The organism is Rhodoferax sp. AJA081-3 (genome assembly GCF_017798165.1).
In the GTDB taxonomy this organism is placed as follows: domain Bacteria; phylum Pseudomonadota; class Gammaproteobacteria; order Burkholderiales; family Burkholderiaceae_C; genus Allorhodoferax.
Genome location: NZ_CP059068.1, coordinates 1607015 through 1630413, shown reverse-complemented (window position 1 = coordinate 1630413; position 23399 = coordinate 1607015). Strand labels below are relative to the sequence as shown.

At 58.1% G+C, this 23399-nt stretch carries 29 protein-coding genes; 23 read left to right on the top strand and 6 right to left on the bottom strand.

All coding sequences use genetic code 11. The features are described 5' to 3' along the window. Positions 1-154 precede the first annotated feature (154 nt). Positions 155-1069 carry an ImmA/IrrE family metallo-endopeptidase gene (locus tag HZ993_RS07555; protein WP_209396624.1) on the bottom strand — a complete coding sequence of 305 codons (915 nt, stop codon included), beginning with the start codon at positions 1067-1069 and terminating at the stop codon, positions 155-157. Continuing rightward, entirely contained in the window at positions 1066-1386 is a 321-nt protein-coding gene (locus HZ993_RS07550; RefSeq protein ID WP_209396623.1) for a helix-turn-helix domain-containing protein, read from the bottom strand. Before HZ993_RS07550 ends, HZ993_RS07555 begins: the two co-directional genes overlap by 4 nt. Positions 1387-1620: 234 nt before the next feature. Here HZ993_RS07550 and HZ993_RS07545 point away from each other — a divergent pair, with 234 nt between their 5' ends. From HZ993_RS07545 to HZ993_RS07465, 17 genes are all read left to right on the top strand, one after another. Continuing rightward, positions 1621-2868, top strand: coding sequence for a hypothetical protein (locus HZ993_RS07545; protein ID WP_209396622.1), 1248 nt, complete (start codon positions 1621-1623; stop codon positions 2866-2868). A 25-nt stretch (positions 2869-2893) separates the two neighbouring features. Next, a complete protein-coding gene (locus tag HZ993_RS07540) occupies positions 2894-3829 on the top strand; it encodes a hypothetical protein (protein ID WP_209396621.1) in 936 nt (311 codons plus the stop codon). A 55-nt stretch (positions 3830-3884) separates the two neighbouring features. Beyond that, complete coding sequence (locus HZ993_RS07535) at positions 3885-4109, top strand: DUF2188 domain-containing protein (protein WP_209396620.1); 225 nt, start codon at positions 3885-3887, stop codon at positions 4107-4109. A gap of 190 nt (positions 4110-4299) precedes the next feature. Beyond that, positions 4300-4512: a helix-turn-helix domain-containing protein gene (locus HZ993_RS07530; RefSeq protein ID WP_209396619.1), complete on the top strand. Its 213-nt coding sequence runs from the start codon at positions 4300-4302 to the stop codon at positions 4510-4512. After that, the gene (locus tag HZ993_RS07525) at positions 4509-4979 is read left to right on the top strand and encodes a hypothetical protein (RefSeq protein WP_209396618.1); all 471 of its coding nucleotides are present in this window, start codon (positions 4509-4511) and stop codon (positions 4977-4979) included. The genes HZ993_RS07530 and HZ993_RS07525 overlap by 4 nt, the downstream gene beginning before the upstream one ends. Positions 4980-4984: 5 nt before the next feature. Continuing rightward, the gene (locus tag HZ993_RS07520) at positions 4985-5368 is read left to right on the top strand and encodes a radical SAM protein (protein WP_209396617.1); all 384 of its coding nucleotides are present in this window, start codon (positions 4985-4987) and stop codon (positions 5366-5368) included. Next, positions 5365-6258: an ATP-binding protein gene (locus tag HZ993_RS07515; protein ID WP_209396616.1), complete on the top strand. Its 894-nt coding sequence runs from the start codon at positions 5365-5367 to the stop codon at positions 6256-6258. The genes HZ993_RS07520 and HZ993_RS07515 overlap by 4 nt, the downstream gene beginning before the upstream one ends. A gap of 2 nt (positions 6259-6260) precedes the next feature. After that, the gene (locus HZ993_RS07510) at positions 6261-6869 is read left to right on the top strand and encodes a hypothetical protein (protein ID WP_209396615.1); all 609 of its coding nucleotides are present in this window, start codon (positions 6261-6263) and stop codon (positions 6867-6869) included. A gap of 12 nt (positions 6870-6881) precedes the next feature. Beyond that, positions 6882-8555 carry a DEAD/DEAH box helicase gene (locus HZ993_RS07505; protein ID WP_209396614.1) on the top strand — a complete coding sequence of 558 codons (1674 nt, stop codon included), beginning with the start codon at positions 6882-6884 and terminating at the stop codon, positions 8553-8555. Positions 8556-8710: 155 nt separating this feature from the next. Then, a complete protein-coding gene (locus HZ993_RS24335) occupies positions 8711-8974 on the top strand; it encodes a DUF6511 domain-containing protein (protein ID WP_245213863.1) in 264 nt (87 codons plus the stop codon). 56 nt (positions 8975-9030) lie between these two features. Continuing rightward, positions 9031-9738 (top strand): hypothetical protein, encoded by a 708-nt coding sequence (locus HZ993_RS07495; RefSeq protein WP_209398337.1) that lies wholly within the window; start codon positions 9031-9033, stop codon positions 9736-9738. Continuing rightward, positions 9735-11927, top strand: coding sequence for an AAA family ATPase (locus HZ993_RS07490; protein ID WP_209396612.1), 2193 nt, complete (start codon positions 9735-9737; stop codon positions 11925-11927). The genes HZ993_RS07495 and HZ993_RS07490 overlap by 4 nt, the downstream gene beginning before the upstream one ends. 308 nt (positions 11928-12235) lie before the next feature. Next, entirely contained in the window at positions 12236-12694 is a 459-nt protein-coding gene (locus HZ993_RS07485) for a crossover junction endodeoxyribonuclease RuvC (RefSeq protein WP_209398335.1), read from the top strand. Between the two features lies 1 nt (position 12695). Beyond that, complete coding sequence (locus tag HZ993_RS07480; RefSeq protein ID WP_209396611.1) at positions 12696-12905, top strand: hypothetical protein; 210 nt, start codon at positions 12696-12698, stop codon at positions 12903-12905. Further along, on the top strand, positions 12898-13302 hold the full coding sequence (locus HZ993_RS07475) for a DUF6362 family protein (protein ID WP_209396610.1): 405 nt from the start codon (positions 12898-12900) through the stop codon (positions 13300-13302). Before HZ993_RS07480 ends, HZ993_RS07475 begins: the two co-directional genes overlap by 8 nt. Positions 13303-13654: 352 nt before the next feature. Continuing rightward, a complete protein-coding gene (locus HZ993_RS07470) occupies positions 13655-15061 on the top strand; it encodes a site-specific DNA-methyltransferase (protein WP_209396609.1) in 1407 nt (468 codons plus the stop codon). After that, positions 15058-16329, top strand: coding sequence for a site-specific DNA-methyltransferase (locus tag HZ993_RS07465; protein WP_209396608.1), 1272 nt, complete (start codon positions 15058-15060; stop codon positions 16327-16329). Before HZ993_RS07470 ends, HZ993_RS07465 begins: the two co-directional genes overlap by 4 nt. On the opposite strand, the gene HZ993_RS07460 is transcribed toward HZ993_RS07465, so the two are convergent. The 4 genes from HZ993_RS07460 to HZ993_RS07445 all read right to left on the bottom strand — a co-directional run bounded on the left by HZ993_RS07460 (position 16293) and on the right by HZ993_RS07445 (position 18139). After that, positions 16293-16661 carry a hypothetical protein gene (locus HZ993_RS07460; RefSeq protein ID WP_209396607.1) on the bottom strand — a complete coding sequence of 123 codons (369 nt, stop codon included), beginning with the start codon at positions 16659-16661 and terminating at the stop codon, positions 16293-16295. The two genes, HZ993_RS07465 and HZ993_RS07460, sit on opposite strands and share 37 nt — an antisense overlap. 100 nt (positions 16662-16761) lie before the next feature. Beyond that, a complete protein-coding gene (locus HZ993_RS07455) occupies positions 16762-17124 on the bottom strand; it encodes a hypothetical protein (RefSeq protein ID WP_245213862.1) in 363 nt (120 codons plus the stop codon). A 123-nt stretch (positions 17125-17247) separates the two neighbouring features. Further along, a complete protein-coding gene (locus HZ993_RS07450) occupies positions 17248-17826 on the bottom strand; it encodes a DUF3489 domain-containing protein (RefSeq protein WP_209396606.1) in 579 nt (192 codons plus the stop codon). 73 nt (positions 17827-17899) lie between these two features. Beyond that, positions 17900-18139 carry a hypothetical protein gene (locus HZ993_RS07445; RefSeq protein WP_209396605.1) on the bottom strand — a complete coding sequence of 80 codons (240 nt, stop codon included), beginning with the start codon at positions 18137-18139 and terminating at the stop codon, positions 17900-17902. Positions 18140-18242: 103 nt separating this feature from the next. Between HZ993_RS07445 and HZ993_RS07440 the strand changes: the two genes are divergently transcribed. Genes HZ993_RS07440 through HZ993_RS07415 form a run of 6 tightly spaced genes read left to right on the top strand, consistent with a single transcriptional unit; the run spans position 18243 to position 23399 of the window. Beyond that, complete coding sequence (locus HZ993_RS07440; protein ID WP_209396604.1) at positions 18243-18782, top strand: elements of external origin; 540 nt, start codon at positions 18243-18245, stop codon at positions 18780-18782. A gap of 28 nt (positions 18783-18810) precedes the next feature. After that, positions 18811-20766: a phage terminase large subunit family protein gene (locus tag HZ993_RS07435; RefSeq protein ID WP_209396603.1), complete on the top strand. Its 1956-nt coding sequence runs from the start codon at positions 18811-18813 to the stop codon at positions 20764-20766. Positions 20767-20786: 20 nt separating this feature from the next. Beyond that, positions 20787-21278 carry a hypothetical protein gene (locus HZ993_RS07430; RefSeq protein ID WP_209396602.1) on the top strand — a complete coding sequence of 164 codons (492 nt, stop codon included), beginning with the start codon at positions 20787-20789 and terminating at the stop codon, positions 21276-21278. Next, on the top strand, positions 21278-21670 hold the full coding sequence (locus tag HZ993_RS07425) for a hypothetical protein (RefSeq protein ID WP_209396601.1): 393 nt from the start codon (positions 21278-21280) through the stop codon (positions 21668-21670). Before HZ993_RS07430 ends, HZ993_RS07425 begins: the two co-directional genes overlap by 1 nt. Then, positions 21670-21891, top strand: coding sequence for a phage head-tail joining protein (locus HZ993_RS07420; protein WP_209396600.1), 222 nt, complete (start codon positions 21670-21672; stop codon positions 21889-21891). Before HZ993_RS07425 ends, HZ993_RS07420 begins: the two co-directional genes overlap by 1 nt. Further along, entirely contained in the window at positions 21891-23399 is a 1509-nt protein-coding gene (locus HZ993_RS07415) for a phage portal protein (protein ID WP_209396599.1), read from the top strand. The genes HZ993_RS07420 and HZ993_RS07415 overlap by 1 nt, the downstream gene beginning before the upstream one ends.

Below are 23399 nucleotides of genomic sequence, written 5' to 3'. Positions count from 1 at the left end.
GGTGTGTGGTTGATTTCATGCATTGGTTAGCGGTCCTTTTTGTCCAACTTGCTCGAAGCAAAATTGTCCTGAAGGGCTGCGGCCAACGCCATGAGGGAGTTGCGGGCGAACGCTGGTGGATGCGGGCTAATGCGAAAAGCCGGACTGGGGCCGATTACTTTCTGTCTGGAAATTGGCCGTTATTTATGAATCGGTCAAAGCTATCTTCCTCGGGCTCGCCGTCGTCGTGCTGAGGCTGCCGCCACTCGGCTTCAGGCATCAATAGCAGGGATAGCGTGTAGTCGTAATTTCCTGCGATCTTCGACATCTCTGTCAGTTCAACATAGGCAGGCTCACGCGGAAACCAGACCTTTGCCTGTATTGACTGAGATTGCGCGGCTCCTGAACAGTTATCGCTGTAAACCAATGACGCGCGCGGGACGGGGATTGTCCGTTTGCGTGTTGCGAAATACGCGCCAGACTTGAACGCAGACTCGTTCGATTTTGCCCAAAGCATGTGATCGTCGCGGCTGGCCACAAGGACTGCTCGCTTGTCTGCGATCTCAATCCATCGCAATGCAGCTGCAGTCAGGGATACGCCATACCGATCGGCACAGTGTCCCAGGAGATCAAAACTGACTGACTGCCCGTCAACTTGCTTTCGGAAATCGTCAAGTGGCATCAACAAAGTTGATGCAAACTGATCTGCGACGGTTTCAATGTCGTTCTTGTTGCGATCACCAGTCTCAATGTCATCGTCACCGCATTGGAATTCGCTCTGCTGATGACGATGCAGAAGATAGTGGCCAAACTCGTGCGCGATCGTGAAACGCTTGCGGCCCTCGGATCGGACTGCACTGTTATAGAGGATCAACCACTTCGATCGTGACTTGTTTGCCTTCAGAAGGCCGTCGAATCCGTCGAGGTCTTCGCCTTGAACCTTGTCGATCGGGGAATCTGCAAAGCACTGCCGCGAATATTCCTGCGCCAACTCATCAACCTTGACCGGAAATCGTTCTGGGCCGAGCACCATGTTGAGCATCTTCGAGATGCGGTTGGCCTCAACCATGGGACCTTTCGCCTCCGTCATTCGTCCTCCCAGGCATCCAGGATTTTTCGGATCTTCTTCTTGTCCGGTTCGGACATGGTTTTGAATTTGCGGAAGAACGCTTCATCAAGCACTGCCTCGTCCGGTGTGGCCGAAGATTCTGTGAGCAGGAACTCGGCAGTGACCTCGAGGACGGCCGCAATCTTGCCAATCTTGTCAGCCGATGGCTTCGGATCGTCTTTATTTTCCAGCTCCCAGATGTAGCTTTTGCTGGACTCTGTCAGCTCTGCCAGTTGCTCAAGGCTGAGCTTTTTTTGTTTTCGCAGTGCGCGGATCTTGTCGCCCAGGGGTGAAGGCACTGTTTTCTCCTAAATTGTTTGATTCAAGCCCAAAATAATACCACCGTACCGAACGATTGCGTACCTGCTTGACAAACCCATTAGGAGCCATTCATAATTCAATCAAGTTCGGTACACCGAACGATATTGGTCGTCAATGCTTGGTGAGTACTGTCGACCCAACACTGTAGGCCCTGAATGCGCCAAGTTAAGGGAGGCGTATGGCGGCCATGTCTTTAAAGGAGAAAACCACCAATGGCAGCCTTCAATTACCGTGACCTCGTTCGATTGATCCCACCGCGCAGTTGGAATTTCTATTTCAATGCACGAGCAATTCCGTTGCTCGAGGGTGCCTCTTGGGAGCAAGCTGCAGAGGAGTTGCACCAACCCATCTTGTCAGCGCTGGAGGCGTTGACCGACGACAGGCAAGCGTCCACATACGCTGAACTTCGTCGTGTCAAGACTCTGGCCCATTTGCGTGGTGTCCAAGCGTTGCGCAATACCGTGCCGCTGGGTGACGCGATGCTGGATGATTTTGAGCACCATGTGAGTGATGCGGAGCGTGCGCTGTGGGCTATGACAAACTGGCCTGGACGTTTTGCCATCGCTGAGGCTTTCCTGAATGCTGATGCGGAAGTTGGCAAGCGTATTTGGCGGCGCATCCATCTGCCGCCAAGTCAGGTATTGCATTGCACGGCGGCGGATATCGATCCACTCAGGCAAGCATTGGCAGAGGCATTTACGCCTCGCAAGGGCCGTCCCCGGGCTTGTGAGATTGACGTGCTGACACGCCATCTGGACGGTGGGGTACAGCTCGATATTCGTGTTGAAGACAACCTGCAACGCAACCTTGAGTTCGGTGCAGACGATCGAACCACATGGCGTGACATCCGTCCGCCGCTGCGCATGACAGTGATCATCTATCCGGACAGCGGTGTGATGGACTTGTTGGTCTTTGGCGGTGAGAAAGCCCGCAAAAAGATCCTTGCGCCTCTTGGCACTCATGTATTCAAGCATCCAATCGAACCCTTGGCGGTGCCGCAACCACTCTTTCTGTTGAATCGCTTGCGTCACGGCGTCAACTGTGATGAGCACAGTGGATTGGACCTGCGTGATCACGGAGTTGGCAAGGTGCGGATTTCGGAGTTCCGCGTGCGATCGATTTCGGCACCGCTATGCGATTACTTTATCAAGCCTCCCTCCGAGCGGACCGCACCGGATGCCCTGGAATGCCTACAGGCTCAACACCTTCACTCGTTGATGGGGGGAGGATTCAACATCATCAGTGCTGTTGTCAGTCTGTATTTCGACCCGGAGGGCGAGTCCCGTAAGGGGCGCTCGGTGCACATTGGACTGAAGCCCACAGGAATCAGCAATCTGCGTGACATGGAGGAGGCTGACGCGGGGCTGGCAGAGGCACTGATGCAGGCGCTTGGGGTAATGCAGCTCCCACCGAACTCGACTGTGCCAGCACCGGCAACCGAAAACAGCGGAGAGGTCTGAGTTGGGGCCAATCAATGCACAAGCCATGGCCGCACTCTGCGCGCTTCTGGAGCAGCCGACACATCAGTTGCTGCCAGATTCCGTTTGGGCAAGTGGACAGCCATCGATTTACCAACATTTGCGCAGCAATGAGGCGTTGAGCTTGTCTGGTGACGTTGCGGAGTGTGTGCTTTGCCCTGACTGCCTGAGTGTTTCAGTTCGACCAGTGCCAACACATGCAGGAGCTGAACTCCCCTATCAATGCTATTGCGGCGAATGTGGGTGGGTTGATCTGCCAAAAGAGCGAGCAAGGCTTTGGCAGGTAAATCCATCCAAGGTGGCGATTTGGCTCAATGCAGCCTTAGGATTGAAAATTCGGCACCCAGTTTCCGAGGTGGTAAGAGGGAGACTCTGGCATCTTGGCGCGCGGGAGCACAAGCGCAAGCGACACAACTTCTTTTTTGGGTGTTTGCTCAGTGGTGACGCGAACGCAATTCAGGGGGAAATCGACCGACTTGCGTCTCCTGGAACGGAGGCTGTAATCACAACAAGTGATCTACTGGCACTGCAGTCCACGAACTTGAAGGGGCGTCTATTCATTCCGCTGCAAGCCATTGCGCAACTGCGCAAAGGGAATTTTGCAATTGAAGGTCTGGATGCCTATTTTGATGGACTCGCCCGCACAGCAGTTACAGATGAGACTTCACTGCGCCTTCTGGACAGCAAGCGTGTTGCACTGATTGCGGGAACCGAAATTTCATTGTCACCCCAGGTTTACGGATTCCTGAAAGTACTAGATGAGGCCGACGGTGATGAGGTCCACAAACGCAAGATCGCAGCCGCACTAGGTATAGCTGAGAACTTCCGCTATGCCGATATCAAGAAACACCATCGCACAGTGTTTGACACCTTCGTCCAGAGCGACCAACAAGGCAATTACTGGTTGCACCCGGATTTCCTGGTTTTGGAAAGGGGGTATTGATCAGAGAGTAAGCCCCAAATACCCCAAGCATTGACCAACTTCATGAGGACCCACCATGGCCGGAAAAAATCAACACGTTGTACCCCGCGATGACCAATGGGCTGTTCGCGGCGCTGGAAATAGTCGCGACACCTCGCATCACCGCACCCAGTCAGAAGCTGAACGCGCGGCACGAGAAATCGCCATGAATCAAAAAAGTGAAGTTTTGATTCATGGAGAAAACGGTCGTATCCGCGAGCGCAATAGCTACGGAAACGACCCTTATCCGCCGAAAGGCTGACCAGCACCCTGGCCAGACTCTCCTACACAGCCCGGACTAAACATCCGGGCTTTTTTTCGTCCGTTTGGATTGCACCAGGCCTATTTGCTGAATTTGCCCACCCTGGTTGTCCACTTTGCCCACCGGTTTGCCCACCCCCCCAATTCGAAACTGGCAGCACGTTTTAGCAATCACATGAAAGGACCAAAACGTGAGTGTCAAACACCTCAACCAACGCCAACTGGCCGACCGTTGGGACGTTAGCGAAGCCACACTGGAACGCTGGCGGACCGAAGGTATCGGACCGGTATTTTTGAAACTGCAAGGGCGCGTGCTGTACCGCGTCGAGGACGTGGAAGCGTTCGAGACTAACAGCCTGCGCAAGAGTACCTCTGAGCGTGCAGACGCAGGAGGTGCAGCATGAGCCAACTGACCCTTGAACAGGCGATCGCCACACCCGCTGGAGATTTGGCAGCGCATTCCAGTGAGGTTCTGTTCCAGCTCAAGAACGAAGCCGCTGATCAGCTAACTGCGGCCAAAGCAAAAGCTGATCACGTTGATCGCGCCATTGAGCTCAAGTTCGCCGATCGTGCGCATGGTCTTCGCCTGGAAGCGGGCAAGGACACGGGCGTTGTCCATTTTGACGATGGTCGTGTGCGTATCACTGCCGACCTGCCCAAGAAGGTCGACTGGGATCAGTCCAAGTTGGCAGAAATCACTCGCCGCATTGCAGCCAATGGCGATGACCCCGTCCAGTACGTGGAGATCAGCTACCGCGTGTCCGAAACCAAGTTCGGCGCATGGCCTGAATCACTCAAGTCTGCCTTCGTGCAGGCGCGCACCCTCAAAACTGGCAAGCCCAGCTTCCGTCTCGCACTCATTCAGGAGTAACCACCATGAAGTTTCCAAGTTTCAAAAAACCGACCGCCGCAAAGGTTTCCGGCCCCAAGCCCCTCGTTCTCGCGCCGAGCGCACCGAAGTCGCTGATGTCACGGCTGCGCAAGCACCTGTCGTTTCATTCGGTAGCTTTGCCCGATTCTGTACGCATTCCCGCGAATGGCACAACCCGTCCCGACGAAGTGATTCGTAATCTGACTGATGCGACGATTGATGACATTGCATTTGCCATCCAGGGTACCGAAGCTGAATGCAGCGCAATCATTCGCCGCTCGGGAGCCTTGAAAGAACTGTACGAGGCAGCGCGCAAACGCGGTGCACTTGGCACCACGACGGTTGCAGATGCTTTTGCGTCCCTGTCTGATGAGGAGTTGCGCAAATGAAACTCCCCATCATTACTGCGGACCAGCGCCTTGCTGAGCAGCGTGGCGTCAAGGGCGTGCTCGTTGGCAAAAGCGGCATAGGCAAGACGTCTCAGCTTTGGACACTGAAAGCTACAGCCACCTTGTTCTTTGACCTGGAAGCAGGTGACTTGGCGGTCGAGGGTTGGGCGGGCGACACCATCCGTCCACGCACATGGCAGGAATGCCGTGATTTCGCTGTCTTCATTGGTGGTCCTAACCCAGCGTTGCGCGATGACCAGCCTTACAGCAAAGCGCATTTCGATGCGGTTTGCACACGCTTTGGCGAACCCACAGATTTGGACAAATACGACACAGTATTTGTGGACTCGATCACCGTCGCCGGTCGTCTGTGCCTGCAGTGGAGCAAGGGACAGCCTCAGGCGTACTCCGAGAAGACTGGCAAGCCCGACAGCCGTGGTGCCTACGGCTTGATGGGCCAGGAAATGATTGCCTGGCTCACGCATCTGCAACACACCCGTCGCAAGAACGTCTGGTTTGTCGGCATCCTCAATGAGTCACTGGACGATTTCAATCGCCGTATTTTCTCTTTGCAGATCGACGGCTCGAAGACCGGTCTGGAGTTGCCAGGAATTGTTGATGAGGTCGTCACCTTGGCTGAGGTCAAGGGGGACGACGGAGTGAACTACCGGGCATTCGTCTGCCACACGCTCAACACCTGGGGATACCCAGCCAAGGACCGTTCCGGTCGACTCGATGCCATTGAGGAGCCGCACCTGGGTCGCCTCATGGAAAAGATCGCTGGCCCCGCCAAGCCCGCCAGCGAGCGACTTGCCTTTGCGCGCCCCATTTCTGCCAGTACCGCTGGTGCTCCCGCCATCCCCGAATCCATTGCAACTCAGGAGATCTGATCATGACCTACTTCGATTTCAATTCCGCATCCGAACAAACTTCGTTCGACCTGATCCCAAAAGGCACTGTCGTGCGTGTGCGCATGACCATCAAACCCGGCGGTCACGACGACGCGACCCAAGGCTGGACTGGTGGTTTTGCCACGCGCAACATCAACACTGGTTCCGTCTATCTGAACTGCGAATTTGTGGTGATGGAGGGTGAATATGCGCGTCGCAAGATGTGGTCCCTCATTGGCCTGCACAGCCCCAAGGGCCCAGAGTGGGCCAACATGGGTCGCACCTTCGTGAAGGCCATTCTCAATTCTGCGCGCGGCATCCACCCAGGCGACAGCAGTCCTGCTGCACAAAACGCGCGCCGTATCAGTGGTTTCTCGGACCTGGAAGGCATTGAATTTCTCGGCAAAGTCGATTGGGATAAGGACCAGAACGGCCAGGACAAGAGCGTCATCAAGTCAGCAGTCACGCCAGACCATAAGGACTACGCCGCACTCATGGGCGCCGCACGCCAGCCGTCTGCACCGCCATCGCAGGCATCACCGGCCCCGAACGCCTATGCGCAGGCTACCGGTCGCTCGCCAGTGCCGGGTCGCCCCAGCTGGGCGCAGTAAGGAGCCGCCGCCATGATGCTCCGTCCCCGTCAAACCCAATTGGTTGAGCGCACGCTGGCGGCCTTGCGCCAGTATGGCAACACGCTGGCTGTTGCTCCCACTGGCTCTGGCAAGACCATCATGCTGTCGGCGGTGGCTGGCAGTGTGTTGGCCGAGCCGGACGCTAAAGCGTGCATCCTCGCACACCGCACCGAGCTCACTGGTCAAAACCGGACCAAGTTTTCTCGTGTAAATCCAAGCCTGACCACTTCGGTGGTCGATGCCAACGAGAAATCCTGGTCCGGCAGGGCCACCTTTGCCATGGTGCAGACCCTTTCAAAGGGTGCAAATCTGGACCAGATTCCGACTCTGGACCTGCTGGTGATTGACGAAGCGCATCACGCGTCATCGCCCAGCTACCGAGCAGTGATCGACAAGGTGCAAAGCCGCAATCCGGATGCTGCTATCTGCGGCCTGACTGCTACTCCGAACCGGGGCGATGGTCAGGGTCTTCGTGATGTGTTTTCCAATCTTGCAGATCAGATCACTCTGGCCGAGATGATTGCAAGCGGGCACCTGGTTCCGCCGCGTACTTTTGTGATCGATGTCGGCGCGCAGGAAGCGTTGAGCAAGGTGCGGCGCACTGCAGTGGACTTTGACATGGACGAAGTCGCGTCCATTCTCAACAAAACCCTAATCACCGATGCCGTCATCAGGAACTGGAAGGAAAAAGCCAGCGATCGCAAGACCATCGTGTTTTGTTCGACCGTCGCTCATGCCCAGTGCGTGTGCAATGGCTTCAATGCGGCCGGTGTTCCCACAGTGGTCATTCATGGCGATCTACCAGAGAGCGAACGCAAAGCCTGTATCGCCAGCTTCGAATGCGGCGATGCGCAGGTCATAGTCAACGTGGCCATCCTTACCGAAGGCTATGACTTCACACCAACCGCCTGTGTTGTGTTGCTGCGGCCAAGCTCCTACAAATCCACCTTCATTCAGATGGTGGGCCGGGGCCTGCGCACAGTGGACCCCGAGGAACATCCGCACGTCATCAAGACAGACTGCATCGTGCTCGACTTTGGTACGGCCAGCCTCATGCATGGCGCACTGGAGCAGGATGTCAACTTGGATGGCCACCAGCACGATGGTGAGGCCCTAACCAAAGATTGCCCGGAATGTGGTGCCGTTGTTCCCTTGGCGGTCATGGAGTGTCCGTTTTGTGGCCATACATGGGAGCGTCAGCCGCAGGATGGCGGTGTTTTGAGCGACTTCGTGATGAGTGAAATCGATTTGCTCAAGCGCTCCAACTTTCGCTGGTGTGACCTTTTTGGCTGTGACGACGCACTGATGGCCACCGGATTCACAGCTTGGGGTGGTGTGTTTTTCCTGGCTGGTCGCTGGCATGCAGTGGGTGGCGGTCAAGGCATGGGTACCCATCTATTGGCAGTTGGCGAGCGTACTGTGTGCATGGCTAAGGCCGACGATTGGCTTAACGACCATGAGTCGGAGGATTCCGCTCACAAGACGCGGCGCTGGCTCAACGAGCCGCCCACTGAAAAGCAACTGCGCTTTCTGCCCGAGCCGATGCGTGCCGACTTTGGCCTGACCCGATATCAGGCATCGGCGCTGCTCTCCTTTCAGTTCAACAAGGCACAGATCCAACGCCTGGTCGTCGCTGCCAACGACAACTACCGGGAGGCAGCTTGAAATGCGCTGTCTGCAGTCGCCAGGCCAAGGGGCTGGGCTGGTTTAACGCCCGCTTGCGCCGCAGCGATCCAGGCAGGTATTCGGACCGGTGGGTGTTCTGTTCTATGGCGTGCCAGAACGCCTTTTCTCAAATCATGAACAAAACGGAGGGACACATGATTGATCCCACGGAAATGGAAATCGCCGCGATGCGATCCTGTCTCTCACCATTGGGTGAGTATGTTGGGGAAATTGGTATGACGCGACCTCTGGCGGATTACAGCCGCGAGGAAGTCTTGACTCTGGTCGATGTAGTGGTCTCGGCATATCAGGCGCACATGCTCGCGGAGCATGAGCGCATGGCAGCCCGAGACCGCACGTTTCTGGAGCAGCGCATCGCGCAGCAGCAGACGACTGCGGAAATAAGGGGTGCAATGTGACGTTGGACTTCAATCACCGCCCCAAGCTTGATGAACAGATCAGCGCGTTGATCGATATGGGATTGGCGCGGGAACGCGAGAGCCAGGTGCCGCGCAATTACCTGGGCGCGTCCCGACTCGGCGTGGCCTGTGAGCGCGCGCTTCAATATGAGTACACAAGGACGCCTGTAGACGTCAATCGTGAGTTTTCCGGCCGTCTGCTGCGCATATTTGAAGTCGGGCACACCCTGGAGGACTTGGCAATCCGTTGGCTCAAGCTGGCAGGGTTCGACTTGTATACCCGTAAGGCACAAGGTGGTCAGTTTGGCTTCTCTGTGGCGGGTGACCGGATTCAGGGTCACGTCGACGGCATCCTGAATGGCGGTCCTCCGGTTCTTGGGGATTTCGGCATGGCTTACCCGGCCATCTGGGAGTTCAAAACCATGAATGACAAGTCCTGGCGGGATACCGTCAAACAAGGCGTGGCTAAGTCGAAACCCATCTATGCGGCTCAAGTGGCCATTTACCAGGCCTACATGGAGGCATCGGTACCCGGCGTTGCAAGTAACCCGGCGCTGTTCACTGCGATCAACAAGGACACCCAGGAGCTTTGGTTCGAGTTATTGCCTTTCGACGGCGGGCTGGCGCAGCGCATGTCAGATCGCGGAGTGCGGGTGATTACCGCCACAGCTGTGGGGGAGACGCTCGCACGCCATACCACTACGCCGACCCATCTGGAGTGCAAGTTCTGCGCTTGGCAGGATCGGTGCTGGAGTGGTGCATGACCCAGGACAACATTGTCTGGTTGGACTACAACAACGCTCCTGAGCAGCGCGACGACCTGGCTGCCGATACTGAGACGCTGCGGGCAGCGCTGCTAGATCGACTCGAATCCGTTCTCCACTACCTGTTTCCGCAGGGGCGGATAAGAGGCAGCAAGTTCTACATTGGTGATGTCGACGGCACACCAGGCAAAAGCATGGTGGTCGAACTGGATGGTTCCAGACGCGGGTTGTGGAAGGACTTCTCGACGGAGGACGGTGGTGATGTCCTTGACCTTTGGGCGATGTCCCAAGGCTTGTCAGCGCGTCATGACTTTCCGCGGGTTGTCGATGAGATCCGGCAATGGCTGGGTTTTGCACCACCCATCGTCCGACCCGTCATGCGCGACACGCGCACTGTGCCGATAGATGAGTTGGGGCCATATACCGCCAAGTGGGACTACTGCACGGCCCAGGGCGAACTCATTGCGTGTGTCTACCGGTATGACCCGCCAACCGGCAAGGAGTTTCGCCCTTGGGACGTGCGTGCCCGTATGTGGCGCGCGCCCGACCCCCGACCTATCTACAACCTGCCAACCGTATCAACCTCACGCGCAATTGTGTTGGTAGAGGGCGAGAAATGTGCCGACGCCTTGATTGGCCTGGGCATTGTCGCCACGACGGCCATGAATGGGGCCAAGGCTCCTATCGACAAGACAGACTGGAGTCCGCTCAGAGGTAAGGATGTCCTGATCTGGCCAGACCGGGATTCACCGGGTTGGGAGTATGCAGAGAACGCGGCCAAGGCCTGTGCACTTGCAGGATGCAATTCCGTGGCGATCCTGGTCCCACCGACTGACAAGCCCGCCAAGTGGGATGCTGCAGACGGTTTGGCAGAAGGGTTTGATTGCAAAGCGTTCATCGGAGACGGCGAGCGCAGGGTCGTCAAGGCAGCCACCCCTTTGCTGCCAAGTTTCACCCTCGGTCAGCTGCTGGATGACGATACGCCCTTGCCAGATGATCTCATTGCTCCCCGGGTAGTGACTCCTGGTGGGATGCTGGTATTCGGCGGAGCGCCCAAGGTCGGCAAGAGTGACTTTTTGCTGGCATGGCTAACCCACATGTCGGCAGGGCAGCCGTTTTTGGGCATGACACCAGCACGGCCACTGCGGGTGTTCTATCTGCAAGCCGAAGTGCAATACCACTACCTGCGCGAACGTGCCAAAAAGATCCGACTGTCAGAACCCGCACTTTTGTTGGCCAGAGTCAATTTTGTGGCCACTCCCCAGCTTCAAACGCTGCTCAACGACGCGGGTCTTGCCCAAATCATTCCAACCATTCAGATGGCCTTTGGCGGTCCGCCACCCGACATCATCGTTATCGACCCGATTCGCAATGTCTTTGATGGCGGCGATGCCGGTGGCGAGAACGACAACGGTGCCATGCTGTTCTTTCTGTCGCAACGGGTGGATCGGATCCGTCGTGAGGTCAATGTCGACGCGGGTGTGATTCTGGCTCACCACACCAAGAAACTCTCCAAAAAACAGTTCGAAGAGGACCCGTTTCAGGCGCTTGCCGGGGCAGGAAGTTTGCGCGGCTATTACTCCACTGGCATGTTGCTGCAGCGTCCCGACGAGGCGCGCACCACTCGGCAATTGATTTATGAGCTGCGCAACGGTGCTGCCATTCCCAACAAGTTTGTTGACAAGGTTGACGATGAATGGCGACAAGTCGATGTCAATGATCGTCTGGTCCTGAAGGAGTACGGTGAGCGCCTTGACGCAGAGCGCCGCCGCAAACGGGATGCCATTTTGCAGATCCTGTTTGAGGAGGCAGCTCAGGGTCGCGGCTACACCGGCAATCAATTCGCAGAGACCTTCGAGGGCAAGGCAGGTCTTGGCGGCGAGCGCACCATTCGCGAGCGTCTCTCGGTCCTGTCCACCCAGGGCTACATCAAGTATTTCCGCAATGGCAAGGACTACGGTCTGCCGTCCTGTGGCCGCAGCAAGTTCGGCTATTTGTGCGTCGAAGGCATGGTCCTGAACATGCCGGGCGACACGCCTGACCCGCTCACTGGCGAGCTGCCTATTCGGGCGCTCGCAGTGCTTCCCACCCACTACAAATGCCCGCAATCCGGTGCTGCAATGCCCGTTGAGAACCCGGATGTGTGGGTTTACCAAGACGACATCACCGACCCGAAGGAGTCCACATGAATCCGTGCGCGCAAGTTGGCAGAATCGCTGCCAACTGGAACCCCACTTTTGCCAACTGGGCTCAGTTGGCAAACCCCTGCCAACTTCATTCCTTTAAAAATCAACAGCTTATGCCGAAGTTGGCAAAGCTGGCAGTTGGCAAGACTGCCAACTTGCCAACTGGCGCTAACCCTCATGCCTATTGGGTTTTCGGGGATATTGCAGTTGGCGAAAACTCTCTCTCCTACTACGTAGGAGAGGGAACAGCAGTTCCCTCTGACCTACGTGGGAGTGTTGATGCGGATGGAAGTAAAGCCCGATCGACACGACTGGTTGTGCTGGCCCTAGACCTGGGCACCACCACCGGTTGGGCATTGCGTTCACGCGACGGGCAGATCGCACATGGCTTTGTGAACTTCAAACCCCAACGCTTTGAAGGCGGTGGCATGCGCTACCTGCGGTTCAAGCGCTGGCTCTCAGAGATCACAGGCGCGGTCGGTGAAATCCATTCGGTCTATTTTGAGGAGGTGCGTCGGCACAGCGGTGTCGATGCCGCTCACGTCTACGGAGGCCTCATGGCCACGCTCACGACCTGGTGCGAGCACCACAACGTGCCATACCAGGGCATCCCTGTGGGCACGATCAAGAAGCACGCCACGGGCAAAGGCAACGCTGGAAAGGCAGAGGTCATTGCGGCCATGCGTGCGAAAGGCCACCCGGTCACCGACGACAACGAAGCAGATGCTCTGGCCCTGTTGGGTTGGGCGATCGATACACAGGAGCTTTGACATGAAGATCACACCCCATCGTTACCAATGCCCGCTGGGTCGCTTGCAGCCACAGGTTGCAGACCTGGATGAGATCAAACGCACGGGATGGCGCGAGCAGCACATCCTGGTGGTCAGCGAGACGGACTCGCGCCTGGACTTCGTCGAGCAGGCGTTTGTCAAACGGATCGGTGAGCGGCTGTTTGGTCAGGGGGGCAAGCGCAATGGCTAACATCAAGACAAACTGGACTGCCGATGATGTGGCCAACCGCTTTGAGGAGGCTGCCAGCACGGCACGTCGCCTGCCACCTGTTCGTGTGCAGGGTTACTTCACCCTCTGGCCCACAGTGGTGCGGTCAGAGTGGGAACGCATGTCGGCAGATGAACGACCCAAGATGCACTTCCAACCCAGTCCGAGTGAGGTCGATGCCATGCTTGAGGTCATGCACTGGGTTCAGTGGCTGGAGGTTGAGCAGCGTCACCTCGTGTGGATGCGAGCCAAGCGCTACGGCTGGCGCGAGATCAGCATTCGCTTTGGCTGCTGCACCAAGACAGCACAACGCAGGTGGGCACAGTCGCTTCAGCGCGTAACCGAGCAACTCAACAGTGCCTTGAAGGTTCGTGCGTAAGTTTGAAGGGAATTGATAAGTGGGTAGAACAGATGCCAACCTTCGACAGCCGATGCGGATTCACCTTCAAAACAGGGTGTCGCATTTCACAGGTCATTGCTCTACATTTACAGCTATGGTTGCGAGAGGTCTGAGAAATCAGATGGCCCGTCAGATTTCGACGGGTCCTCCCTCACCGAAATGCTATGCGGGGGGAGCGAGCGCAAGAGTCCCCTAGCGACAGAGTGCAAACCCAGGTTTGCAGGGTTTGCAGGGTTGCAGCCCAGACCGCCCCGCAGGCCCATCCAGTTTTCCCTTCGACCCGCCCACGGTATTTACTGTCGGCGGGTTTTCTATTTTGAGGATCCGTCGCTTGAAAACACTCAACGTCGAGTACCGAAAGGTCGAGGCGCTCATTCCGTACGCCCGCAATCCCCGCACGCACAGTGAGGCGCAAGTGGCCAAGATTGCCGCCAGCATCGTGGAGTTTGGCTGGACCAACCCGGTTTTGGTCGATGGTGAGAACGGCGTCATTGCTGGCCACGGTCGGTTGGCGGCTGCCCGTAAGCTAGGCTTGGACGCAGTGCCGGTCATCGAACTGGCACACCTGTCGCCCAACCAAAAACGCGCCTACGTGATCTCCGACAACCGATTGGCACTCGATGCGGGTTGGGATGAGGAGTTGCTGGGGCTTGAGCTTGCCGAGCTGACCGACGCAGGATTCGACCTTACCCTGACAGGATTTGACGATGTCGAACTGGACACCATGTTTGGCGCACAAAGTGCAACCGATTCCGATGGGGGCGATCCTGACGATGGTGAGGACGCAGCGGACGATGTTCCGCCAACGCCAGTGGACGCCATCTCCAGGACGGGTGATGTTTGGGCTTTGGGCCAGCACCGGTTGATTTGTGGCGATGCCACCGATCAGTCTGTGGTCGCCACTCTGATGCAGGGTGACAAAGCCACTCTGTGCTTCACCTCGCCACCCTATGGCAATCAGCGGGACTACACCAGTGGCGGAATCACCGATTGGGATGGCCTGATGCGTGGTGTGTTTGCCAAACTGCCGGTGACTGACGACGCACAGGTTCTGGTCAATTTGGGCTTGATCCACCGCGACAACGAGGTCGTTGCGTACTGGGACGGCTGGCTTGGTTGGATGCGCACGCAAGAGTGGCGGCGCTTTGCTTGGTACGTCTGGGACCAGGGTCCGGGCATGCCGGGTGACTGGTCAGGACGGTTGGCCCCGAGTTTTGAGTTCGTTTTCCATTTCAACCGGCAAAGCCGTACACCCAACAAGATCGTTCCCTGCAAGCATGCGGGTGAAGAATCGCACCTGCGCGCGGACGGGTCCTCCACCGCCATGCGCAGCAAGGAAGGTGAAGTCGGTGGCTGGGCACACAAGGGTCAGCCGACACAGGACAGCAAGATTCCTGACTCGGTGATCCGGGTGATGCGCCACAAGGGCAAGATCGGCCAAGACATTGATCATCCGGCAGTGTTCCCGGTCGCGCTGCCTGAGTTCATTCTGGAGGCCTATTCCAGCACTGGGGGCATCGTGTACGAGCCCTTTGGTGGGAGTGGCACCACCATGCTGGCTGCCCAGCGCTCTGTTCGCCAGTGTCGCTCGGTTGAGATTGCGCCCGAGTACGTGGACGTTGCGATCAAACGCTTTCAACAGACCTTTCCCGGCGTGCCGGTCAAACTGCTCTCGACCGGTCAGACCTATGGGGCAGTGGTGGCCGAGCGCAGTAAGTCGGCTGAGGTGGTGCAATGACCACTTCCTGGCTGGCAGACAAGATCCAGCAATGGCCTGTTGCAAAATTGATTCCCTATGCCCGCAATGCCCGGACCCACTCTGACGAACAGGTGGCGCAGATTGCGGCGTCCATCGCAGAGTTTGGATTTACCAACCCCATCCTGGTCGGTGCCGACGGTGTGATCGTCGCGGGTCATGGCCGGGTGGCCGCAGCCCAAAAGCTTGCCATGGCGATGGTCCCGGTGGTGGTGCTGGAGCACTTGAGCTCCACGCAACGCCGAGCCCTGGTCATTGCGGACAACCGGATTGCGGAGAACGCAGGCTGGGACGAGACCATGCTTCGCGTGGAAATGGAGGCCCTGCAGCTCGACGACTTCGACATGTCGCTCACCGGCTTCGATGCCGATGCGCTGGCCGAATTGATGGCCGGAGGCGGCGGTGATGAGTCAGGCAACACCGATGACGATGACGTGCCGGAGGTCCTTGAGACCGCAATCTCACGCGCTGGCGACGTTTGGTTGCTTGGTCCACACAGGCTTTTGTGTGGCGACTCCACGTTGGCGGAGAGTTATGCGCAGTTGCTGCAAGGCGAGGAAGTGGACATGGTGTTCACCGATCCACCCTACAACGTCAACTACGCCAATACCGCCAAGGACAAGATGCGCGGTAAAAACCGCGCCATCCTCAACGACAACCTGGGCGATGGGTTTTATGACTTCCTGCTGGCGGCGCTGACGCCTACGGTCGCCAATTGCAAGGGTGCCATTTACGTGGCCATGTCCTCCAGTGAGCTGGACGTACTCCAGTCAGCCTTTCGGGAAGCAGGTGGCAAGTGGTCGACCTTTGTGATTTGGGCCAAGAACACCTTCACCATGGGGCGCTCGGATTACCAGCGCCAGTACGAACCCATCCTCTATGGCTGGCCCGAGGGTGGCAAGCACCATTGGTGTGGCGACCGGGACCAGAGTGATGTGTGGCAGATCAAGAAGCCCCACAAGAACGATTTGCACCCCACGATGAAGCCGGTCGAACTGGTGGAGCGTGCCATTCGCAACTCGAGTCGGCCGGGAAATTCGGTGATGGATCCTTTTGGCGGTTCCGGCACCACTTTGATCGCAGCAGAAAAAACGGGGCGCGTGGGCCGCATGATCGAGTTGGATCCCAAGTACGTGGACGTGATCGTGCGCCGCTGGCAGGACTGGACTGGCAAGCAAGCCACCCGCGAGTCCGACGGAGTGGCATTTGATGCTCAGTCAGCGAGTTGTTCTTCAGAAATTTCGCAGTGAATTACAAATCCTGTGAGGTAAGGCAGGCCGCGAGGGATTCCGTAGTCCTTGGCAGTATGGCGTCCGATGCTCCAGCCCATCCACTTTTGGGTGGCTGCTTGCACCGCCTGCTCCAAGCCCTTGCCAAGATACAGATGGTTTTGCACTTCGTCCGCAAAGTGGCGTCCATGGCGGCTGTCCAGAAACGCGCGGACTGCGTCGGGAGCGCAGCCAGTGATCTGTGCAATGGCAGGCAATGCGATCGCCCATGCTGCTGGTGCTTTATCTTGCATCGTGCCCCAAAAGCCCCAGTCTTCATTCTGAGTGGCGGGGATGCTGGTGTTGGTGTTCATGGTTTGGACCTTGATGGTGATTGTTGCGACACCCGTAGTAACGCGCTGATCCACTGAGAAGCCAAGTTGTTCTTGGCATCTTTTCAATCTATTTTTTGAGTCATCCGAGGCGGGCAACATACCGGGCGTAGTCGCCGCCCTCCGGGTTGACATACAGGTACGGGCGACCGGGCGCGTGGACCTCCACGCAGAAGTAGCCATCGCCGGTCCCGCCACCTTTGCCGCGCAGCCAGTCGCGTGACTTCATCAGGTTGCTGGCAAAGGAGTCGAAGTCGCTTTGGGTCATCTCCCGTGTCTCGGTGACAAGGATTCTGGTGTTGCCAAAGCCGCCCACCTCGCTGAGGTCGGCAGGTTTTCTGGCAAAGGGCAGGCGCACGCTCAACTCCTCGACCTGGATGGCAAGGCCCTCTCGGGTGATGGTGAGTGGCGTGCGCTCGATGGATATGGTCATGGTTGATGTCATGGTGGTGGGTGCGTTCATAGTGGATATCCCGTTTATTCGTTGTCAATCACGACAATTGCATGAACGCGCTGTTCCGATCAAAAGCCAAGCTATTTGCAGCATCTTTTCGATCAATACTTTGAGTTAGGCGATGCGGTAAACGCGCTCGCCACCCTGGACCTTGTCGGACTCGATGGTCAGGCCCAGCTTCTTCTTGAAGGCTCCGGCAAAGGTGCCGCGCACCGTGTGGGCCTGCCAGCCGGTGGCCTCGCAGATCTGCGCGATCGTTGTTCCTTCGGGACGCTTGAGCATTTGGACCACAGTGGCTTGCTTGCTGTTTTCGCGGGTGCGGACCTTGACGGGATCGGGTGACAGATCTGTGGCCGGTGCCGCGGGCGCTGAGGCTTGTGCCTCATTGGCCCACTGAGCCTCGTGTTGCGCCACAGTGGCCTCCATTTCCAGGTCTGCGACCAAGGGTGCCAAAGGTGCGATCGATGCGACTGTGGGGCGTGGACGACCCAGTGCGTCGTAGCCTTCGGCCGCGACATACCAGTGGGTGCCACCATCGGTGGTGACCAAGGCGCGGTTGAAAAGTCCGTCGAGCACCTTCTTGCGGGCTCCGCCCTTGACGCTTTCAGGAAACCAGACGACCTGGCCGTCGTTGTGATCCAGTGCGTATTGCAGGACTTGGGTTTGGGTGTGGGTGAGTTGAATCGTGGTCATTTGAGATCCTTAGGTCGGTTGGTGATTGGGTTGAAGATTTGCTGCTTGGTAGTGTTTTTCAGCGGGGTGGCTTTCAGTCTTCCCACACTTGTGTGCCGTCCAGGGTGATCCAAAGGCGTGCGTCCTCGATGGTGGCCATCTCGCGCACTTCCAATCCGGTCTTGCGGTTGGTGCCCGCCTTGTACGTGTAGCAGTAGGTCTGGCCGTCGTGCTCGACCAGACTGGGGCCAGTCTTGTCAAAGTCGACTTGGATGCGCATCTCGCCGCGTGGACGGTGGTTGGTGTCGGTGACTTGTGCGTTGATCGATTTCATTTGCTTGTTTCCGTGTGGTGTTGCGATGCCTCTATGAACGCGCTGTTCCAGATGGAAGCCAAGCTAAATCTGCAAGAAGACAAACAAATGTTTGAAATATCCAATGGGAATCTCGATTCGTGCCTATGCCCGCCACAGGGGGGTCACCGACACCGCTGTGCACAAGGCAATTCGCACTGGCCGTGTCACGCCAGAAGCTGATGGAACCATTGATGCGGACCGGGCCGATGCCGACTGGGCACGCAATACCGATGCGCCCAAAAGGGGAACAAGGGAGCGTGCAGAGAGCGTGGTGGTCCGGGAGACCAACGGCGAATCGTCCGCAGTGTTGCCATCCTCACCGGGTACTGGCGGCACATCACTACTTCAGGCGCGCACCGTCAACGAAGTGGTCAAGGCGCAAACGAACAAGGTCCGACTGGCCAGGCTCAAGGGTGAACTGGTGGATCGGCCGCAGGCCATCGCGCATGTTTTCAAGCTGGCGCGCTCGGAGCGCGATGCCTGGCTGAACTGGCCCGCACGGGTCTCAGCCCAGATGGCAGCCAAATTGGGCGTGGATGCGCACGCCATGCACGTGGCACTAGAAGCCGCACTGCGCGACCACCTGCAGGAACTGGGTGACTTGCGTCCCCGGGTAGATTGAATCCGAGCAATAAGTTGGGGCACGGTATATGGAAGATTACGAAGGTGCCCAAGAAATTGAGCGGGCTTGGCGGGAGGGGCTGACTCCAGATCCGCTGCTTTCGGTCTCGGAATGGTCGGATCGGCACCGCATGCTCTCCAGCAAAGCGTCAGCTGAGCCGGGCCGCTGGCGCACCAGCCGCACGCCATACCTGAGGGCCATCATGGATTGCCTGTCGCCCACCTCGGCGGTGGAGCGGGTGGTGTTCATGAAAGCGGCGCAGCTGGGTGCGACCGAGATGGGGTCGAACTGGATTGGCTATGTGATCCACCACGCGCCAGGGCCCATGATGGCGGTTTGGCCCACGGTGGACATGGCCAAGCGCAACTCCAAACAACGGATCGATCCGTTGATTGAGGAGTCCGCAGCCTTGTCGGCTCTGATTTCTCCAGCCCGGTCGCGTGATTCGGGCAACACCATCCTGGCCAAGGAGTTTCGGGGTGGTGTTCTGGTGATGACCGGTGCCAACAGCGCGGTGGGTTTGCGCTCGATGCCAGTGCGTTACCTGTTCCTGGATGAAGTTGATGGGTACCCGCTGGACGTGGAAGGCGAAGGCGACGCGATTTCGCTGGCCGAGGCCCGCACCCGGACCTTCGCGCGGCGCAAGATTTTCATAGTCTCGACGCCGACGATCTCTGGTGTGAGTGCCATTGAACGGGAGTACGAGGACTCCGACCAGCAGCGCTATTTCGTGCCGTGTCCGCACTGTGCACACCGCCAATGGCTGAGATTCGAGCAATTGCGCTGGGACAAAGGACATGCAGAGACCGCAGCTTATATCTGCGAGTCTTGTGACACCGCCATCCTTGAGCACCACAAAACCTGGATGCTTGAGCACGGTGAGTGGCGGGCCATGGTCCCGGAGCACGGCACCAAGACTGCAGGCTTTCACCTCTCCAGCCTGTACAGCCCAGTGGGCTGGCGCAGTTGGAAGGACATTGCTGTGGCCTGGGAAGGCGCTGTGAGTAAGGTATCTGGCTCAGCAGCGGCCATCAAGACCTTCAAGAACACCGAACTCGGTGAGACCTGGGTCGAAGAAGGTGAAGCGCCAGACTGGCAGCGGCTCATTGAGCGCCGTGAGGACTATTCGATAGGCACTGTGCCCCTTGGCGGCCTGCTGCTAGTGGGCGGTGCGGACGTGCAGAAGGACCGGATCGAAGCCTCGGTCTGGGCCTTCGGTAGAGGCAAGGAATGCTGGTTGGTCGAACACCGGGTTCTGATGGGTGATACCGCGCGAGACGCAGTTTGGAAGCAACTCCAGGCAATGCTCGCAGAGACCTGGACACACGAGTCGGGTGCGTCGCTGCCCCTGGTGCGGTTTGCACTGGATACCGGCTTTGCCACGCAGGAAGCGTATGCATTTGTGCGTGCCTGCCGTGACTCCCGCGTGATGGCGGTCAAAGGCGTAGCGCGCGGTGCAGCCTTGATCGGCACGCCGACGGCTGTCGACATCACGCAGGGCGGCAAGAAGCTGCGCCGGGGTATCAAGGTGTTCTCCGTCACGGTGGGCATGGCAAAGCTGGAGCTTTACAACAACCTGCGCAAGGCCGCAGACGTCCAGGAGGACGGAGTCACCGTCAAGTACCCCGCTGGTTTCGTGCACCTGCCCAAGGTTGATGCGGAATACGTGCAGCAACTTTGTGCCGAGCAGCTGGTCACCCGGCGCGACCGCAATGGTTTCGCCATCCGTGAGTGGCAAAAGATGCGCGAGCGCAACGAGGCGTTGGACTGCTATGTCTATGCCCGGGCCAGTGCCAGTGCGGCAGGCCTGGACCGGTTCGAGGAGCGCCATTGGCGCGAGTTGGAAAAGCAACTTGGTCTGGCACCACCGCCCGAACCCGTTGCAATCCCCACTGAAATCCTGGCCACCCCTAGCGGTGGCCTTGTTATTTCTGACGGGCGCAGGGTCGCCAGGCGTGTGGTGCGCAGCCGATGGCTGTCATGAATTTTTAAAGGAGTGTTTTTATGAGTCTCGCTACGCGTATTGAGAGCCTGGTCATCCGGGTTGCTCAGGAATTTAACGATGTCCGGGCCACCGCAGGCAGTCTGGCCAGCCTGTCGACGACCGACAAATCGAGCCTGGTCGCTGCCATTAACGAACTCAAGGCAGCAGTCTTGTCCGCGATCGCCATCGACGACAGCCAGATCGCCACGACCAGCACCTACTCGTCCAACAAGATCGTGACTCTGCTGGACGCGCTCAAGGCCGACATTTTGGGTGGTGCCGACGCCGCTTATGACACTCTGCTGGAGATCCAGCAGGCTCTGCAGAACGGCACAAGCGGCCTTGACGCGATTCTGAGTGCCGTCAATTTGCGCGTGCGCTTCGATGCGGCGCAGACCTTGACGGTGGCTGAACAGCTTCAGGCCCGCACCAACATTGGGGCAGTCGCAGCCAGCGATGTGGGCAACACCGATACCGACTTTATCCTGATCTTCAATGGGGCACTGGTCTGATGAGTCTTGCGTCCAGCATTGCTGCCCTGGCTGCGCGTATTGGCATTGAGGTCAAAACCAAGATCGACGCGACGCATCCCGGTATTGCCCGGGTATGGGTGAGCTTTGGCTACGTGGGTGGTCAGGTGGTGATCCATGGTTCGCACAACGTCGCTAGTGTGGCGCGCACAGCGGCGGGCCGGTACCGCGTGCGTTTCGCTGTGGCGATGCCGGATACGAACTACTGCTGGACGGCGCTGGCTCGCAGCAGCACCAATACCGGCCAGCAGCGCTTGGTCTTGGTGCGTGCCAGCTCCGACCTTAAAACTGTGCAGTACGTCGACATCTCCTGCGCGACCGCTGCATCGTCGTTTGACGACTCCTCTGAAATCAACCTCGTGGTGTATCGCTGATGGCCTTTACAGAAACCCAACTCCAGGCATTAGAGAGCGCTCTTGCCAAAGGTGAACGCAGGGTGACCTTTGGTGACAAGACGGTGGAGTACCGCTCGGTGGAAGAACTGCGCGTGGCCATGCGTGACGTCCGTCGTGGGCTTTCGGAGCAGGCTACGGCCACGGGTCTGTGGCCCGGTGCCCCACGCCAGATCCGTATCAACACGTCTAAAGGCACCTGATGGGCTGGTTTAAATCTATTCGCAAGAGGCTGCTGGCCTCCACGCCCACCTACGACGGAGTGGGTGGCGGCAGGCGCGCACTGTCTTGGTCGGTGGGCAATCCCGGCGCGGTTGCAGCCATGTTGTTCAACCAGAATGAATTGCGTGCAAAGAGCCGCGATCTGGTGCGCCGCAACGCGTGGGCCAACTCTGCGCTGGAGTCCTATGTGGCCAATGCCATCGGAACGGGTATCAAGCCCCAGTCGATGCTGGCCAATGCGCAGCAACGCGAGGCAGTCCAGGCGCTCTGGCGCAACTGGACCGTGGAAGCTGATGCAGCTGGACTCACCGACTTTTATGGACTGCAGGCGATGGCATGCCGCGCCATGCTCGAAGGTGGCGAGGCACTGATTCGCCTTCGCTACCGCAGGCCTGACGATGTCCTGAGTGTTGCACTGCAGATCCAGGTTCTGGAACCTGAGCATCTACCCGTTCAGATGAACATCACCGCAGAAAACGGCAACCTGATTCGCGCAGGCATTGAGTTTGATCGGCTGGGGCGGCGGGTGGCGTACCACCTGTATCGCTCTCACCCGGAGGACGGATTGCTTGCGCCCATGTCGGGCGATGGTGGTTTGAGCACCGTGCGGGTGGATGCCGCAGAAATCATTCACCTGTTCCGGCCGCTTCGGCCGGGTCAGATCCGGGGAGAACCCTGGCTGGCGCGTGCGCTGGTCAAACTGAACGAACTGGACCAGTACGACGACGCTGAACTGGTGCGCAAGAAAACTGCCGCCATGTTCGCGGGCTTTGTGACCCGTCTGTCGCCCGAGGACAGCCTGATGGGCGAAGGCAATGCCGATTCCAATGGAGTCGCGCTGGCAGGTTTGGAGCCCGGCACTATGCAAATCCTGGAGCCAGGCGAAGACATCAAATTTTCTCAGCCTGCGGACGTGGGTGGTTCGTATTCCGAATTCTTGCGTATGCAGTTTCGCGCGGTGGCCGCTGCCATGGGTGTCACCTATGAACAACTCACGGGCGACCTGACGCAGGTCAACTACTCATCCATTCGGGCCGGGCTCCTGGAGTTTCGACGCCGCGTGGAATCCTTGCAGCACGGCGTCATCGTGCATCAACTGTGCCGACCGATTTGGGCGGCATGGATGGACCAAGCGGTTATCGAAGGCGCGCTGACGCTGCCGGGATACGGTTCTGCACAACCAAAACGCCGCGAGTACCAGGCTTGCAAGTGGATTCCACAGGGCTGGCAATGGGTGGATCCGCTCAAAGAGGCCGATGCCATGAAGGCCGCCATTCGTTCCGGACTCATGAGCCGCTCGGAGGCCATATCCGCCAACGGCTACGACGCAGAAGACGTGGACCGGGAAATTGCTGCCGACAACGCTCGCGCCGATGACCTTGGGCTGGTCTTTGATTCCGACCCCCGGCACGAATTGACCAAGTCCCCCTCAGCTGCCCCCGAAGAGGTGCAGATGCCGCATCCCGAATCGCCTTCACAAGGACGCTGA